This is a genomic window from Rhabdochromatium marinum (genome assembly GCF_016583795.1).
Taxonomy (GTDB): domain Bacteria; phylum Pseudomonadota; class Gammaproteobacteria; order Chromatiales; family Chromatiaceae; genus Rhabdochromatium; species Rhabdochromatium marinum.
Window position 1 is genome coordinate 1 of sequence record NZ_NRRS01000077.1, and the last position, 16,221, is coordinate 16,221.

The 16,221-nt window shown below is 60.3% G+C and carries 16 protein-coding genes; 4 read left to right on the forward strand and 12 right to left on the reverse strand.

Annotation, left to right across the window (positions count from 1 at the left end; all coding sequences use genetic code 11):
• Positions 1–129: 129 nt before the first annotated feature.
• The 5 genes from CKO36_RS15885 to gpmI all read right to left on the reverse strand — a co-directional run bounded on the left by CKO36_RS15885 (position 130) and on the right by gpmI (position 6,072).
• Positions 130–1,905, reverse strand: a complete 1,776-nt coding sequence (locus CKO36_RS15885; RefSeq protein ID WP_200285556.1) for an AAA family ATPase — start codon at positions 1,903–1,905, stop codon at positions 130–132.
• Between the two features lie 28 nt (positions 1,906–1,933).
• On the reverse strand, positions 1,934–2,566 hold the full coding sequence (locus tag CKO36_RS15890) for a hypothetical protein (protein ID WP_338053504.1): 633 nt from the start codon (positions 2,564–2,566) through the stop codon (positions 1,934–1,936).
• Positions 2,515–3,534, reverse strand: a complete 1,020-nt coding sequence (gene sohB, locus CKO36_RS15895; protein ID WP_200285560.1) for a protease SohB — start codon at positions 3,532–3,534, stop codon at positions 2,515–2,517. Before sohB ends, CKO36_RS15890 begins: the two co-directional genes overlap by 52 nt.
• A gap of 63 nt (positions 3,535–3,597) precedes the next feature.
• Complete coding sequence (locus tag CKO36_RS15900; RefSeq protein WP_200285562.1) at positions 3,598–4,437, reverse strand: thymidylate synthase; 840 nt, start codon at positions 4,435–4,437, stop codon at positions 3,598–3,600.
• An 87-nt stretch (positions 4,438–4,524) separates the two neighbouring features.
• On the reverse strand, positions 4,525–6,072 hold the full coding sequence (gene gpmI, locus CKO36_RS15905) for a 2,3-bisphosphoglycerate-independent phosphoglycerate mutase (RefSeq protein WP_200285564.1): 1,548 nt from the start codon (positions 6,070–6,072) through the stop codon (positions 4,525–4,527).
• A 339-nt stretch (positions 6,073–6,411) separates the two neighbouring features.
• Here gpmI and CKO36_RS15910 point away from each other — a divergent pair, with 339 nt between their 5' ends.
• Together CKO36_RS15910 and rfbB are read left to right on the forward strand one after the other, a co-directional pair.
• Complete coding sequence (locus CKO36_RS15910; protein WP_200285566.1) at positions 6,412–7,671, forward strand: glucose-1-phosphate adenylyltransferase; 1,260 nt, start codon at positions 6,412–6,414, stop codon at positions 7,669–7,671.
• A gap of 81 nt (positions 7,672–7,752) precedes the next feature.
• Positions 7,753–8,817 (forward strand): dTDP-glucose 4,6-dehydratase, encoded by a 1,065-nt coding sequence (gene rfbB / locus CKO36_RS15915; RefSeq protein WP_200285568.1) that lies wholly within the window; start codon positions 7,753–7,755, stop codon positions 8,815–8,817.
• A 27-nt stretch (positions 8,818–8,844) separates the two neighbouring features.
• Here the strand turns inward: rfbB and CKO36_RS15920 are convergent, their stop codons facing one another.
• The gene (locus tag CKO36_RS15920) at positions 8,845–9,696 is read right to left on the reverse strand and encodes a GNAT family N-acetyltransferase (protein ID WP_200285570.1); all 852 of its coding nucleotides are present in this window, start codon (positions 9,694–9,696) and stop codon (positions 8,845–8,847) included.
• Positions 9,686–10,279 (reverse strand): hypothetical protein, encoded by a 594-nt coding sequence (locus CKO36_RS15925; protein WP_200285572.1) that lies wholly within the window; start codon positions 10,277–10,279, stop codon positions 9,686–9,688. Before CKO36_RS15925 ends, CKO36_RS15920 begins: the two co-directional genes overlap by 11 nt.
• 265 nt (positions 10,280–10,544) lie before the next feature.
• Between CKO36_RS15925 and CKO36_RS15930 the strand changes: the two genes are divergently transcribed.
• On the forward strand, positions 10,545–11,447 hold the full coding sequence (locus tag CKO36_RS15930; RefSeq protein ID WP_200285574.1) for an SAM-dependent methyltransferase: 903 nt from the start codon (positions 10,545–10,547) through the stop codon (positions 11,445–11,447).
• A 17-nt stretch (positions 11,448–11,464) separates the two neighbouring features.
• Here CKO36_RS15930 and hslO read toward each other — a convergent pair whose 3' ends face one another.
• The 3 genes from hslO to CKO36_RS15945 all read right to left on the reverse strand — a co-directional run bounded on the left by hslO (position 11,465) and on the right by CKO36_RS15945 (position 13,603).
• Positions 11,465–12,340 carry an Hsp33 family molecular chaperone HslO gene (gene hslO / locus CKO36_RS15935; protein WP_200285583.1) on the reverse strand — a complete coding sequence of 292 codons (876 nt, stop codon included), beginning with the start codon at positions 12,338–12,340 and terminating at the stop codon, positions 11,465–11,467.
• Between the two features lie 64 nt (positions 12,341–12,404).
• Positions 12,405–13,259 carry a metallophosphoesterase family protein gene (locus tag CKO36_RS15940; RefSeq protein WP_200285576.1) on the reverse strand — a complete coding sequence of 285 codons (855 nt, stop codon included), beginning with the start codon at positions 13,257–13,259 and terminating at the stop codon, positions 12,405–12,407.
• Positions 13,256–13,603: an MTH1187 family thiamine-binding protein gene (locus tag CKO36_RS15945; RefSeq protein WP_200285578.1), complete on the reverse strand. Its 348-nt coding sequence runs from the start codon at positions 13,601–13,603 to the stop codon at positions 13,256–13,258. Before CKO36_RS15945 ends, CKO36_RS15940 begins: the two co-directional genes overlap by 4 nt.
• 146 nt (positions 13,604–13,749) lie before the next feature.
• Here CKO36_RS15945 and CKO36_RS15950 point away from each other — a divergent pair, with 146 nt between their 5' ends.
• A complete protein-coding gene (locus CKO36_RS15950; protein ID WP_207161492.1) occupies positions 13,750–14,229 on the forward strand; it encodes a hypothetical protein in 480 nt (159 codons plus the stop codon).
• 15 nt (positions 14,230–14,244) lie between these two features.
• Here CKO36_RS15950 and purN read toward each other — a convergent pair whose 3' ends face one another.
• Complete coding sequence (gene purN / locus CKO36_RS15955) at positions 14,245–14,958, reverse strand: phosphoribosylglycinamide formyltransferase (protein ID WP_200285579.1); 714 nt, start codon at positions 14,956–14,958, stop codon at positions 14,245–14,247.
• On the reverse strand, positions 14,958–16,019 hold the full coding sequence (purM, locus tag CKO36_RS15960) for a phosphoribosylformylglycinamidine cyclo-ligase (protein ID WP_200285581.1): 1,062 nt from the start codon (positions 16,017–16,019) through the stop codon (positions 14,958–14,960). Before purM ends, purN begins: the two co-directional genes overlap by 1 nt.
• Between the last annotated feature and the right edge of the window lie 202 nt (positions 16,020–16,221).

A 16,221-nucleotide genomic window follows, 5' to 3' on the forward strand; every position in this document is an offset into this window, starting at 1 on the left:
GTCATTGCCCAGGTCAGGCCGCTCGTGCTAAATATGCAATACTACCACCACGCCTTACTTGAACTGCTGGGATGGCGGTATGTGGCGTTATATTCTGGAAGCGGCTGAGGGGGGTGCGGAATGACGGGTCTAATCAAGCGTCCGCCACACCAGCCGTTCCACGCCCAGCGCCACCACTGCGAAGGCATGCAAATCGCTCAGCCCATGGCGCTTGGTAAGTGTCGCTCCATAATCGCGCGCCTGGGTTTCGGCTTCATCAAGCTTGGCCACTACAGCCGGGCGTTGTGCCAGGGCGGGGCGCGCTTCGCTCCGTACTTGTTCGCCGCTGAGGCCCAAGTCCTTCAGACTCAGATACTTGAATTCCAGCAGCAGATCGCGCGCCTGGTAGCGGCGCATGTCCGGGCGCACAATCAGCGCCAAATCGACGTAGCCACGCCCGGTTTCCAGCTCGGAGACGGTCATATAGAGCCGATCATCGAACAGCAGGGTTAAAAAGGCGAATTTCACCAGTAGTTCATTGCTCCAGCGGTAGTCGCGGTTGGAAAGCACGGCGAAATAGCTGTGCTCGATCAGATCGCATAATGGAGTCAGTTCGGCATGCCGATACAAGTGTTCAGCGGCGGCGCGGCTGGTTGTATGAGCATCGGTGGTCGGCAGCCAGCGCTCGCGCAGCCGCTCGACATAGAGCCCGCGCGCCACCAGATTGGGAATCCGCAACAGCAGCTCAGCCAGCTCGCCTTCGCCGCCAAGAGTCAGAATGCCAAAGAAATACAGCAGGGAGGCCATGAAGGGCTGATCCTTGACCGCCGCCAGCACATCGGCCACGCCAAAGCGCTGCACCAAGTGTGGCACGCGCACCCGGTCATCACCGCTGAGCGCCTCGATCAGCAAAGCTTCGCCCTGGGGCAACTGGGCAATATAGGCCAGCTTGTTGCGATCCATGGCGAGGTTTTCATCCAGCAGCTGCCGGGGGTATTGACCCTGAGTGGCCAAAGCCTTGAAAAAGTACAGACTCAAGGTTGGGTTGTAGAGACTGTACCCGGCCTCTTCGCTAAAGCGGTAACCGTTGTAGAAGGTGCGCATGGTGGCCAGCGCCTGTTCCGCTGACCCGTTGCCACCTGCAACGATCAGTTGCTTGAGCACCGCCGACACTTCAGCCTCGGTAAAGCCGCACAAATCATTGAATTGCGGCAACAGAAAAATGTCCTCGCCAACGTTGTAGCCGCTGGTCATGTCGCTGAGAACAATCGGCGAAACGCCGGTGATGAACACCCGATCCAACCCCAGGCCGCCGGCCGCCGCCTTGATGGATTTAAACACGGTTTTCATGAATCCCTCGCCTTGCAGCAGGGTTTGATAGCGGTCCTGGCTGTCAGCGCGTGCGGTGGTCAGTACCTCATTGGCGAAGTTGTCGTATTCGTCGATTAGCAGGTAAAGCTTGTAGGGGGTTGCACAGAGAACGCTCAACAGCGTCTCCCAGGAAACGAGGGCATCCTCAGGATGGATCTCAATGGTTTCCGGCAGGTGCTGGCTGTAGCGCCGGGAAAAGGCGCGAATGCGTGCATTGATGTGACGATGCAGCGAGGCTTCGATATCACCAATTCCACCATGGGCGGCGACCAGGGAGAAATCCCATTTGAGCACAAAGTATTGGTTGTGGCGGGGCGTGGGGTTGCGCCCAATGGCAAGCGGGCCAAACAGCGTCTCAAACTGGTCAGCCTGCTTGAGATCGTAGTAATGCTCCAGCATCGACAGCAGCAGGCTTTTGCCGAAGCGGCGCGGGCGTAGGAAAATCAGCTGGTTGCCAGCAGCTTCCAGCGCCGGGATCCGATCAGTGCGATCCTGATACCAGTAGCCGTCCTGGCGCAGCTTGGCAAAATCACTCAGGCCATAGGGAAATTGCATGAGCTTTGGGTTCTGCGGGTGAGTTGGGTCAAATACTGGAAAATTCGCCGAAACCAGGCAGCCGCCAGGTTGGTCGCGGTGCTTCGTCAAAGATGGGCCGGCTGGGCTTGCCAAGACGCTGGAGCGCCAGTGGGCGCTCGGGATACTGGATGGCAAACACGGATTCGAGCATCACGGCCATGGCGCCAGCAGTCAGGCTGTAGCGCCCGGGCGCGCTGGGGAAGATCAGATCCGGATTGCACAACAGCAGGTGCAAAGACCGGCCGGCGTTCTGGCGGCGGATGATCAGATTCAGCGCCCGATTCAAATCCTTGGGCCAGCGAACCGCACGTTGATCCGCGATCACCAGCACCTCGATCTGGTCATCATTCGCCCAGTCGTCCACCCGGTGGTTCGTCCAGTCGTGGCCACCCGCGCGGGTCACATAGCCGGATGCGCTGTCTGGCCCCAGCAACAAGACGCGGGCACCCTGCAGGCCCTCGCGGGCAAAATAGGGTGCCAGTAACATGCCGGAGGTCAGCAGCTGTTGCGCGTCCAGCGCTAACCCCTGAGCGGTGAAATCCGCCGCGAGCTGTTCCGGCAGCCGGCTGGCGGCATTGGTAACCTTCCCTAGCGCCCGCCATGCGGTTGCAACCAGCGCGCAGCGGCCCAGTGCAGCGATCCCAGCAGGCGCTCCAGCGGGCGTTTCTTCACTTCATAGCTGACCCGATAGAGGTCGGCCTCCGCATGGGCGGCGAGCAGGTAGTCGTCGCTGGTGCGCAGTTCGTCGATCAGTCCCAGCGCCAGCGCCTGTTCGCCGTGCCAGTATTCGCCGGTGGCGACCTGATCGAGCGCCAGATCGGGGCGATGCTCGATAAGAAAGGATTTGAACTGCGTGTGCACATCTTCGAGCTGCTCGCGTACCTTGGTCCGCGCTTCATCGGTGTTTTCGCCGAACAGGGTCAGGGTGCGCTTGTACTCGCCGGCGGTCTGCTGCTCGAAGTCGATGCCATTACGGCTGAGCCAGCGATGGAAATTTGGCAATTCCGCCACTACGCCAATGGAACCGATCACCGCAAAGGGCGCGGCGAGAATTTTATTCGCCACCACAGCCATCAGGTAGCCGCCGCTAGCCGCCACCTTGTCCACCGCAATGGTCAGGGCGACGCCCTGCTGGCGCAGGCGCAGCAGTTGCGAGGCCCCTAGGCCATGTTCATGCACGGCGCCGCCGGAATTTTCCAGTCGCACCAGCACCTCGTCATCTTCGCGCACCACCAGCAGCAGCGCTGAGATCAGCTCGCGCAGACCGCCGACTTCGCTGGCCATCAGATCGCCGTGGAAGTCGATGACAAAAATCCGTCGCCGCTCACTGTCCTGCTCCGTGGCCTTGGCCCGTTCTTTTTCGGCCTTGCGCTCCTCTTTGAGCAGTTTTTTGTAGACCTTGGGCGGCAGCGTGGCCTGCTTGAGTCCCAGCGCCAGGTCGCGGTAGCGCTCGCCCAGGTCGGTAATTTCCAGATGCCCATCGTCATCGCTGCCGCCGGCTCCCGGCCGGGCACGGATCAGGATGATCAGTAACAGGCCGAGTGCAAGGATCAGCGTGATGGCCTTGGCCGCAAACAGGCCGTATTCAATTAAAGCTTCTATCAACATGCGCGCTCCAGAGTCGCGAAATCTAGCGAAATAACCGCTGTTACAGCACGCCCAGGCAGTGTGTCACACCGCAATGGGAGCACGAATGGACGGATGGGGGTCGTAATTGAGCAGGGCGAAATCCTCGGGCTGGTAGTCAAACAGCGAGGGTGCCCGGGTGCGAATTTCCAGCCTCGGCAGGGCGCGCGGGGTGCGCCGCAACTGTTCATGCACGATCTCAGCGGTCAGATGATTCTGATACAGATGCACATCGCCGAACGTATGCACCAGATCGCCTGGTTCGAGTTCGCATTGCTGGGCGAGCAGATGCGTCAGCAGCGCATAGCTGGCGATATTGAAGGGCACGCCCAGGAACAAATCGGCGCTGCGCTGATACAGTTGCAGGGACAGCCGCCCCTGATCAACATAGCACTGAAACAGGCAATGACAGGGCGCCAATGCCATGCGTCCGGCAGCAGCGTTGTCCGCCGGTGCGACTCCGCCCAGTGGCAGCACGGCGGGATTCCAGGCCGAGACCAGATGGCGGCGCGAATCAGGATCCTGGCGCAGGCTCCTGACCAGCTCGCTGAGTTGATCGATGGTGGTGCCATCTGCGGTTGGCCAGCGGCGCCATTGCGCGCCATAGATGGGACCCAGATCGCCATCGGGCGCAGCCCATTCGTCCCAGATGGTCACGCCACGCTGATTCAGCCAGGTGTTGCTGGTCGAGCCGGCCAGAAACCACAACAGCTCCAGTACCACGCTCTTGAAGTGCACCCGCTTGGTGGTCAGCAGCGGAAAGCCCGCGCTGAGATCAAAGCGCAGCTGGCGCCCAAAGACCGAGCGGGTGCCAACGCCGGTGCGATCGGAGCGATCACTGCCATGCGCGAGAATATCGCGCATTAACTCCAGATAGGCTTGCATGCGTGCTCAGTTCTGATCAGGCTCAACCCAAGGCGCTCCCCGAATCGTCGGTTTTGCTCATTCATCATCCGTGCCCCAGAGGTTCGGTTACCGCTTGGCCGGGCGCAGCAACAGCGACTTGCCCTGCATCCGTTCCGGCACCGGCAGTCCCATCAGCGCCAGCACAGTAGGCGCAATATCGACGATGCCGCCATCGACACTTAGAATCCAGGGCATTTCATCAATCACCAGGCAGGGCACCGGATAGGTGGTGTGGCGGGTGTGTGGCTCTCCCGACAGGGGGTCGATCATTTCATCGCAGTTGCCATGATCGGCGGTCAGCAGCACTGAGTAGCCATTCTCGCGCGCCGCATCGATCACCCGGCCGACCTGCTGATCCAACACGCTGATGGCCTCAAGAATGGCCTCGCGCACGGCGGTGTGGCCAACCATGTCACCATTGGCAAAGTTGGCGACAATAAAATCGTGCTTACCCTCATGCAGGGCGGCCACCAGCGCATCCGCCACCCCGGGCGCACTCATCTCGGGTTGGAGGTCGTAGGTGGCGACCTTGGGCGACGGAATCAGGATGCGGTCTTCCTTCGGATAAGGATCCGTCTGGCCGCCATTGAAGAAAAAGGTTACATGGGCGTACTTTTCGGTTTCGGCGCAGTGTAGCTGTGCCAGCCCGGCGTCGCTGATGATCTCCCCCAGGGTCAGGCTGGGCGACTCGTGATCGAAGGCCACCGGCAGTCCGTACCACTGATCATATTCCATCATGCAGGTGACCTCTGCGCGACGGAAGTCACCGCGGTCGAAGTCGTCAAAGTCCGGATTAAAGAGCGCCGAGACCATCTGGCGCGGGCGGTCCTTGCGGAAGTTGAAAAATACCAGGGGGTCATCGTCACGCAGCGCCTCGCCACCTTCTATCAGGGTTGGGCTGATGAACTCGTCATCCTCGCCAGCGGCATAGGCGTTTTCGATGGCGGCGCGGGCGCTCTGCGCCTTGCGCCCCTGGCGATGCACCACGGCATCAAAGGCCATGCGGGTGCGGTCCCAGCGATTGTCCCGATCCATGGCGTAATAACGCCCGGACAGGGTGGCAATCTGGCCATCGGCGGCGCTCAGGGACTCCTCAAGCGCGGTGAGATAATCCAGCGCGGCGCGCGGCGGGGTATCGCGGCCATCGGTGATCATGTGCAGCACCGGCCGGGCGCCGTTGCGCTTGGCGAGCTTAATCAGGGCGGTCAGATGGCGCACATGGCTGTGAATGCCGCCATCGGAAACCAGTCCCATCAGGTGCAGCGGCCGATGCTGCGTCGCCGCGCGACGGGCGGCGGCTACCAAGGCGCGATTGTCAAAAAAGGTGCGATCAGTAATGGCATCATCAATCAGCACCAGATCCTGACGCACCACGCAGCCAGAGCCCAGGGTCATGTGGCCGACCTCGGAATTGCCCATTTGCCCGTCCGGCAAGCCGACGGCGCGCCCGGAGGCCAGCAGTGTGGTATGGGAATGCTCGGCGAAGAGTGCATCCAGGCGCGGCGTCGGCGCCAGCACCAGGGCATTGTGGGCTTTGCTGGGGTTGACACCCACGCCGTCGAGAATAAGCAGAATGACCGGGCGGCGACTCATTCCGGCAGCTTTGTTGCTCATATTTGATCCAAAGAGTTCTGATCCAAAAGGTTCTGATCCAAACGGTTAATCGATGCCTCTTAGGATAAGGCATCAGGTGCTAGAAGTATTGTATTCCCAATCGTCCGGACTGAATGGGGTTGAACGGCTGCACGCTTGCGGTTGCACAGGAGCGGCTCTGGTGCGTATCCTTCCGGGTCGCATGGGATGGCAGGCGGCTTGATAAGACAGGCTGCCCGAAAGTGCTGTGATCGGGCCGCGATCAGCTCTGGGGCGATCAGCGGTCAGTGTTGCCGCTCAATTCACAGCATCATTACACACTGAGGGCCTCCGAACGCGGCCGGGGCCAGAGAGGCACAGATGTCTGTTGATCGAATCATCGCTTTCGTCATGGCAGGTGGTCAAGGGGCCCGCCTGCAACCACTTACTTCCGCCCGTTCCAAGCCCTCGGTGCCCTTTGGCTCGCGCTATCGCATCGTCGACTTTGTCCTGAGCAATCTGATTAATTCGCAGATTCGCACCATCTATCTGCTGGTGCAATATAAATCCCAGTCGCTCATTGAGCATGTACGCAAGGCCTGGACCATCTCGCCGTTGCTGCAGGATCAGTTTGTCACCGTGGTGCCGCCGCAGATGCGCTATGGATCAAACTGGTTCCAGGGCACGGCCGATGCGGTGCAGCAGAACATCAACTTGCTGGAGGAACATGCGCCCGATCTGGTCGTGGTGTTTGGCGCCGATCACATCTACCGCATGGACATTCGCCAGATGGTTCACTTCCACCGCGAATGCGAGGCTGCCGTGACCATTGCGGCTTTGCCGGTGCCGCTGGATGATGCCCGCAGCTTTGGCGTGATTGTGGCCGACGAGCAGGGGCGCATCAGCGGTTTTCAGGAAAAACCAGCCAACCCGGTGCCCATGCCAGGCAACCCCAACTGCGCGTTTGCCTCCATGGGCAACTATGTCTTTGACACCAAGGTGCTGCTCAATGCTCTGCACGATTCGCAGCAGGCGGGCGAGACCGACTTTGGTCAGCATGTGTTGCCACGTCTGCTGGCAAATCAGGAACGGCTGTTTGCCTATGATTTCGCCACCAATGAGATCCCGGGCATCAAGCCTTACGAAACCCGCGTTTACTGGCGCGATGTGGGGGGTATCGACGCTTATTTCAATGCCCACAAGGATGTCTTGGGCGCTGAGCCGGTGTTCGATGCCTTCAACCCTGAGTGGCCGATTTACTCCAGCAACTATCAGGGGCCGGTCGCGCGGGTGCTGGGTGGACAGGTAAACAATTCACTGTTGGGAGCCGCCACCGTCATCCATGAGAACACAAAAATCACCAATTCTATCATCCGTCGTGAGGCGGTCATCGAAGAAGACGTCGAACTCGAAGACTGCATTATCATGGATTACGTCCGCGTTTGTCGCGGCTCGCGGTTGCGTCGCGTGATCGTCGATCGCCACAACATCATCGAACCCGGTACCGTGATTGGGTATGATGCAACCGCAGACCGCGAGCGCTTCCATGTCAGCCCCGGCGGTGTCACCGTGGTGCCCTCCGGTCTGGTTGGCTTTTTCGCCCGCGATCCCCGTGGCACCGGACGCGGTTACTCAGAATAAGTCTCCCCCCATAAGTCTCTTGCCTGAGCCGCCGCAACCGGCGGCTGGTTGGGCCTTCGGCAGGATCGAAGAGGAATGCGGATGCAAAACATCCTGGTCACCGGCGGCGCCGGTTTTATCGGCAGCAATTTTGTCCATTGGCTGCTCGCCGAAAGCTCGGCCCGCATCATCAATCTCGACAAGCTCACCTATGCCGGCAACCCTGATACCCTGGCCGAATTCAGCCAGGAACCACGCCATATCTTTGTGGAAGGCGATATTGGTGATCGCGCGCTGATCCGGCAGCTGCTCACCGAGCATTCGATCGATGCCATCGTAAACTTCGCTGCCGAGAGTCATGTGGACCGTTCCATTGACGGCCCGGCGGCCTTTATCGAAACCAATGTGCTGGGCACCTTCAATCTGCTCGACTGCGCGCGCGCCTACTGGGCCGAACTGCCCAGCCAACGCCAGGATGAGTTTCGCTTCTTGCATGTCTCGACCGACGAGGTCTATGGTTCCCTGGGAACCACGGGCAAGTTCACCGAAGCCACGGCCTACGCGCCCAATTCGCCTTACTCCGCCTCCAAGGCCGCATCGGATCATTTAGTCCGCGCTTGGCACCACACCTATGGCCTGCCGGTGCTGACCACCAACTGTTCTAACAACTACGGGCCTTACCAATTCCCGGAGAAACTCATCCCGCTGATCATCGGCAAGGCCATGGCCGGGCAGCCACTGCCCATCTATGGTGATGGCGGCAATGTGCGCGATTGGCTCTACGTTGAGGATCATTGCCGTGCCATCGCCCTGGTGCTGGAAGCCGGCCAACCCGGCGAGGTGTATAACATCGGCGGTGACAGCGAGAAAACTAATCTGGAAGTGGTGGACACCCTGTGCGATCTGCTCGACGAGGCGCTACCCGATTCCCCCTATCGTCCACACCGACTGCTGAAATCTTTCGTTCCTGATCGTCCCGGGCATGACCGGCGTTACGCCATTGATGCCAGTAAGATCAAAGCCGAACTCGGCTGGTCACCGCGCGAGGATTTTGCCTCCGGCATCGCCCGCACCATCGGCTGGTACTTGTCGCATCCGGACTGGGTGGCCCGAGTGATGGACGGGAGTTACCGCGGCCAGCGGCTTGGACTGTCCGGAGCGGAGTAAACCTTGTCCAGGTCTTTGGCCAATGCTTTAGCCGATTTCAAACGATGTGACGCCAAACAGGCGATTTAACGGCAAATGAGGTCGGTTGCCCGTATACATTCGGGCCGTTTCAAAAGCCACTGTCATCTTGTAGCTTTCCGCCAAATCGACAGCGGCTTGATTGACTTGCGGCACATCAAGAAAAATCGGTTCGGCTGGTTTGGCGTTGGATTTCAAGGCCAGAAACAGTGATTCAGCCCCGGCCGCTGTATCGGCAAACAGCGGGCCGATTTTGTAACCGGTGCGACAGCGGCGCATCACACCATAGCCGGCTAGCTTTCCCTGGTGCATGATCCCCAAGGCCTGAGCATCCGGCTGATGGATCCAGGCCTGAGTAAATTGGGTTCGGGCGGCTGGGAAAAACGGCCGGTCGTATGCGTCGAGGTCGTCGCTAGGCAAGGCAGTCAAGGGGATGATTTCGCAGTTCTTAGGCGGATGACCACCCCCGTTGCCTTGGTAGCGAATATTCCGATAAGCAAGTTTGAAACCTGATTGTTTGTAATTGTCCTGTTGGGCAACCACACCATCGAGTCCAATGGTTCTGCCGGCAAGCGCGTTCAGCGCCGCATTCCAAAGCTGGATGCCATACCCCTGACCACGATACTGTGGCTTGACAATGTAAAACCCCAGAAAACCAAACTCCTTACCATATTGAATGGCGGAAATGGTCGCAATCGGCTCATTGCCAAGATAGCCAATTAAAAAACCCTTGTGATCGGCGGTATAATAGCACTCGGCATCATGCAATCCCGGATTCCACCCCTCCTGCGCCGCCCACTCAACTGCAATATCAACCTCCTCCCGAGTCATTGTTTTTATCATCAAGTTGTTATTGTTCACTTGAAACTCCTGGCAATTGCGTTGCCGCTTGACTAGGGGCCTTCGCCCACCCCACCGCCAGATAGCGACCAACCTGCTGCTGCACCTGCGGCGGCTGCAGTGGCGGACCAAAGGCACAGTTGTAGTAAGGGGCGATGCAGCGCAGGTAGATTACATCGCTTGGCGTGTCCGACCTCAGCCACCAGATGGATTCCTGAAACAGCGGGTCCGAGCAACTGCTGACTAGAGTTATCGCCGCAATACGGGTGGTTGGATCCACCAAAAGCCGCGAGTTGATCCGGCTGACTACGAACTCTCCGGACTCGATGCGAGCGCCTTGTGCTGGCGAGACCCGGCGCACCTCCAGCTCACAATACGGTTCCAGTTTGCTGCTGACATTGGCTAACCGACCGCGCTGAAAGGTCGCATGCGCGCGCTCGGCCGGGATTTTGACAGGTGCAGTGACCCTCACCCGCAATCCTGTATCCCCCGCCGGTGGATTAACAGCGCAGCCACCCACGCCCAGCACCAGCACAGCCACCAGAAAGGCGGTTGCACAAACAAGCGTCTGCACCTCGCGTGATCGGTGCCAGTCTAAACTCACTTCGCAATTCTTATTCATCATAATACGTTTGATCATCAAACATTGCGCGGTCTTGTGTTGGTGATTGTGCAGCATCCCGTGATGGCCTGAAACCGTTGCATGCGGCCGGGTCAGGTATAATCCTAAGCGCAAGACTACCAGTGCACCAGCCACCCGAATTGACGCGCTTCGAACAGATCGGGTGCTACAGTGGTGCTAAGTGCTTGCGTGCGCTTCCGCGCGCGGGCCGCAACTAAAGCAAGCCGATGGTGGCAGGGGGCCTTTGATGAGCAAACGAGCCTATAGCTGGCGCGATCTTGTCGCTAATGTCGGCTTTCTAAATTGGCTGTTTAATCCGTTGCAACGCAGCGATGTGCGCTCAGTCTATGATTTGCTGTTGGATCAGTCGCCCTGTGAACGCACGCGTTACCTGAATCTGGGCTACTGGGAGCAGGCGCAAACTCTGGATGATGCCTGTGATGCATTGGTACGGCTCGTTGGGGAACGCGCCGGTTTGGAGCCGGATGATCAGATACTGGATGTCGGCTTTGGCTTTGGCGATCAGGACCTGCTGTGGTGGCGTGAATTTCATCCCAAGCGAATCAAGGGGTTGAATATTACCGCTTCTCAGGTGGCGGTGGCGCGCGAGCGTGTGGCGCGACAGGAACTGACGCAGCAGATTGACTTGCAGCTGGGGTCGGCGACGGCGATGCCGGTGGCGGCCCAGTCGGTTGATGTGGTTTTGGCGCTGGAGTGTGCGTTTCATTTTCGCACCCGCGAGCGTTTTTTTGCCGAGGCGTTGCGGGTGCTGCGCCCCGGCGGGCGTCTGGTGGTAGCGGATATTATCCCGCTACCGTTGGTGGATGCCGGGCGGGCGCGCTGGATGCAGCGTGGCACCTGGACATTGGTCGCCAGTAAGTTTGCGATTCCCAAGGAAAACGCCTATCCGATCTGCCCTTATCAGGAGAAGTTGGCCGCTGCCGGCTTTGGCCAGCTCCGGGTGGAGTCGATTCGCGATCAGGTCTACGTCCCGCTGCATGCGCATCTGCGCACCCATCCCGAGATACTTGCACGCATGCACCCGTTGTTGGCGTTAGCGGTGCGCCTGGCGCTGAAGGTGGAGGCCAAAACGCTGTTTTCCGGCCTTGATTATGTGCTGGCCTCGGCGGTTAAGCCGGGGGATGCCTGAACCTGCCGGGTGGTGACTTACTGGCGTTGCGAAGGTGCTGTGGTGGGGATGCTGCTGGCGAAGAGTTCGCTGACATCCACGGAGTCGAAGCGGTATTCACGATTGCAAAATTCGCAGGTGACATCGACTGAGCCGCGCTCGGCGATCAGGGCGTCAAGGTCGGCGGCGCCGATGGCGCGCAGGGTGGAACCGATACGGGTGCGCGAACAGTTGCAGCGGAAGGCCACTGGGTCCGACTCAAAGACGCGCACCTGTTCGGTGTGAAACAGCCGGTGCAGCAGGGTATGAAACGGCTGATGCAGCATCTCGGTGCTGTTTAGAGTATCGGCCAGGAGTTGGCAACGATCCCAGGCGTCCTCGTCCTCGCTGTCTTGCTCCGGCATGCGTTGCAACAGCAGACCAAAGGCGGCGCCGTCACCAATGGCCAGCCACAGCCGGGTTGGGAGTTGCTCTGAGAGATCAAAATAATGCCCGATGGCCATGGCCAGGCTGTCACCCTGAATCGGCACCACCCCCTGATAGCTTTGTCCATCCTCCGGCTCGATGGTCATGACCAGTTGCGCCGGACCGAGCAGATCCCCCAGCGAGGCGGTCTGCGGAAGTGGCTCGCTCCAGCGCGCCAGACCGCGCAGGGTGCGATCATGCGTGGCCTGGGCAATAAGCGTTCGCAGGGGACCATCGCCACGGGCCTGGAGAGTCAGGCTGCCGGTGAACTTCAGGGTTGCACTTAGCAGCATGGCGCTGACCAGGGCTTCGCCCAGCGGCTGACGAATCGTCTCTGGGTAGCTGTGGCGTTCCAGCACGGCACGCCAACTGGCCTCCAGGCGCACCATCTCGCCGCGCACGCCGAGTTTTTCAAGGAGGAAACGTTGTAATTGGTCGGCTTCGGGGATCATCGGAGGTGTCCTGGCCTGCATCCTGCGCTTTGCGCTCGATTGCTCTGTCTTGTCGTTGTTGCTATCCCTGATCGCGCATAAAGCGATCAACGGATGCCTGTAAGTCGATGTCGCCAGCCAGCACAGCGGCTTCATACTGTCGGCGCCAGTAAGCCAGCAGCGGCTGGGCCTGTTGCCATTCGGCAAAGATCACCTGCGCCAGCGGACCGCCCTGATCAAGAAAGCCGGATTCCTCAAAGCGGCGCTTGGTGTGTTCGCGATCATAGTCGAAGCGGCGGATATCGCTGTGCCAGCGGCCATGATGAAAGCTGAACAGCCCCAGGCTGCCGCGCGGATCGCCGTCGAAGGGTGAACCGACGGAACCGACATTGACCAAGTCCATACCAAGAATCTGGCGCTGGTGTACCCGGTGCGTATGTCCAGTGATGAACAGCGCCAAGTCGGCGGGGAGCTTGCCGTGCAGGGACTCATCCGTGGTGCGCGGCGAGACGCCATCGCGATTTCCGGCCAAGGTGCCGTGGGTGATATGCACCCAGCGATTGGCGCCCTGGTACGCTGTCGCGCCTGGGGCGTCGAAACACAGATGATCTGGCCAGTCGTCCAGGGTGTCGGTGAGGGCTGCGAGCTGCCGGCAGGCCCAGTCGGTGAAGCCGTACATGGCCCGCTCCTGGGGCGAATTTGGCCCGGTGCGCCGCCAGCGCGTGATCCAGGTTTCGTGATTACCGCGCACGGCCAGCCAGCCGTGCTGGCGGCGGCGCTGCTCAAACAGCGCCAGGCACTGATCATTATCCGGCCCGCGGTTGATCAGATCACCGGCGGTGGCGACCAAGTCGGGCTGCCAGGCGTCAATGAGCGCAATGGCTACTTCCAGCGCCTGAATATTGCCCTGGACATCCGAGAAAACAGCAAGCTTCATGACTCGGAGGCTCCGGCAGTGGTGTCGTCCTCTTCACCCGCATGGTGCAGTTGTCGCTTGACAGCGGCGATCTTACCACTGAGGCGCTGGTTTGCATGAGCGCGAATATCGAATTTGGCGGTCGCATAAACGCGCTCGCAGCCATGATCGGCCAGCACTGTGTGGGCCTGTTCGACCAAGATCAACGCCTGAGCCAGGGTTTCGGTCTCAACCTGGGTGCCCATGGCGGTGAGTTGATAGTCATGGCCACTGGCGGCGATCATTTCCACCACGGGGGCAATGAAGCGGCTCAGGCTGCCGCCCTGATCGACTGGAAAAATACTGAGGTCCAGCAAGACGGACATGGAGGATACTTCCCGATTTAAATTTGTCGTGCAAGTTATCGTGCATTTCGTGCCGATTCAATCCACAATTGTCTTTTTTGTCCCGGCGCCCGTCCGAGCGGCGCGCGGGCGGATTGGCTGCTGACTTGTTGTAATGGAGAGAACGTTTGAAGATCGACACCGGAATCAAGGGGATCGACGGGCTTGCCGAGCCTGATTGGGATAGTCCATTGCAGATTACCCTGACCCCGGAGCAACTGGCAAAAACGCTGATGGAGACCGCCACCGCCGTGCATACCGGTTGGGAGAGCTGCGTACAGGAAGATGTGGTGCTGAATCAGATTGTTGCCATGGATGATCGTGGCCAAAACTTCGTGCGCCTGGTTGAGCAGGAGTTTGCCGATGACGAAGATGTGGATGTCATTTGGCACGACTGGGCGCTGGAAATCTGCATCGGTCGAGTGATGACCATTGGTCACTGGCATTTGCGCAATGATTCGCCACCGGTGGACTGGGATTGGCATGCGCGTCAGGCCGAGCGGGCCTTTCAGCGCGCCTGCGTTCTGCTGGGCCGCCGCGCGCGCCGGGGGCTGTGGGTTGAGGAGGTCATGCCGCAAGAAGTGCCACCTCGCGCCCGGCAACATTAAGCTCGCTCCGATTGCTCAGAGCGGATAGTCCGAGCCGGAAGCCGCCGCCGGCTCATCCAAGCACAGCGGCTCAGGTAACAGCTGGTCATCGAGTCGCACCTGCCCATGCTCATCAAGGCGCAGCCGCCCGCTGGCAAACCACTGCACCACCTGCGGGTAGATGATGTGCTCTTGACGCAACACCCGGGTGGCGAGCGTTTCAGCATCATCCCCAGTCAACACCGGCACCCGGGCTTGCAGAATGGCGGGGCCGCCGTCGAGTTCTTCCGTGACAAAATGCACCGTGGCGCCATGTTCAGTCTCGCCGGCGGCCAGCGCGCGCTCATGGGTGTGCAAGCCGGGGTATTTCGGCAGCAGCGAGGGGTGAATATTTAACAGCCGCCCCTGATAATGGCGCACCAGCGCCGGGGTGAGAATGCGCATGAAGCCGGCCAGCACCACCAGTTGTGGCGCAAAGCTATCAATGAGACGTTGCAGTGCCTGATCAAAGGCGTCGCGATCCGGAAATTCCCGATGATTCAGCACCGCACAGCTGATACCCGCTGCGCGTGCGCGCTCCAGTCCGCGCACCTTGGCGCGGTTGCTGATCACGGCGCACAGGCGGATGGGCAGCTCACCGCGCGCTTGCCCATCAATGAGCGCCTGCAGATTACTGCCACTGCCGGAGATCAGCACCACCACAGGCATTGGCGTTACCGGCGCTGGCTGGGCGGAAGAAGCGGCGTCCATTAGCCGGCTCCCTCCTGGTAGTGCACACTGGGACTGGTGCCACCCGCCTGGATGTCGCCAATCACCCAGGCTTGTTCACCAGCCGCCCTAAGTGTCGCGAGTGCCTCATCGACCCGCTCGGGTGGCAGCACCACCGCCAGCCCCAGACCGCCGTTGAAGGTGCGCCGCATGTCCGCTTCCGCGATGCTCCCCTGCTGCTGGAGCCAGTCGAACACCGGCGGCCGGGTCCAGCTGTTCAGGTCGATGACGGCGCGCGTGCCCTCGGGCATCACCCGCGGCAGGTTATCCGTGAGGCCACCGCCAGTGATATGCGCCAGCGCGTGAATCTCCAGGGGTTGCAGCAACGGCAGGACCGAGCGCACATAGATACGGGTGGGCGCCAGCAGGGCATCGGCGAGTGTGGTCTGATCGCTGAGCTGGGTGCTCAGATCCGCGCCACTGCGTTCCAGCACGCGGCGAATCAGCGAGTAGCCGTTGGAATGCGGGCCGGAGGAGGCCAGCCCCAGAATGCGATCACCCACCTGAACCCGCTCCGGGCCGAGCAGCGCGTCCTTCTCGACAATGCCGACGCAGAAGCCGGCCAGGTCGTAGTCGCCAGCTTGGTACATGCCGGGCATTTCGGCCGTCTCACCGCCGATGAGCGCGCAGCCGGCCTGGCGGCAGCCCTCGGCAATTCCGGCCACCACGGTGGTGGCCTGGTTTAGATCGAGCTGGCCGGTGGCATAGTAGTCAAGAAAATACAGCGGCTCGGCCCCGGTGACCAGGATGTCATTGGCGCACATGGCGACCAGATCGATACCGATGCCCTGATGGCGCCCGGTTTCGATGGCGAGCTTCAGCTTGGTGCCCACGCCATCGGTGCCCGATACCAGTACCGGCTGGCGATAGCGCCCCTGGGGCAGCTCAAACAGGCCGCCAAAGCCCCCCAGGCGGCCGACACCGGGGCGGGCGGTAGTTGCAGCCAGGGGCTTGATGCGTTCGACCAGTTCGGCGCCAGCATCAATATCGACACCGGCACTGCGGTAATCGAGTGGGGCGTCAGGAGTGTGTGGATCAGTCATCTGTCTTGCGCGAGAAACCCCGCCCTTAAGGGCGGGGAGGGAAAGCGCACCGCGCGCAGCGCGGTTAGGCAACCCGTCTCGCTTCCTCCGTTAAAGTGGGTTGAAGACTATAGCTATAACCGTCGGCGCGTTGCACCACGCGACAATAGCGGTGTGATATCCCTTGCACCACGCCCTGCGCGGTCTGGATGTTAAAACTCCC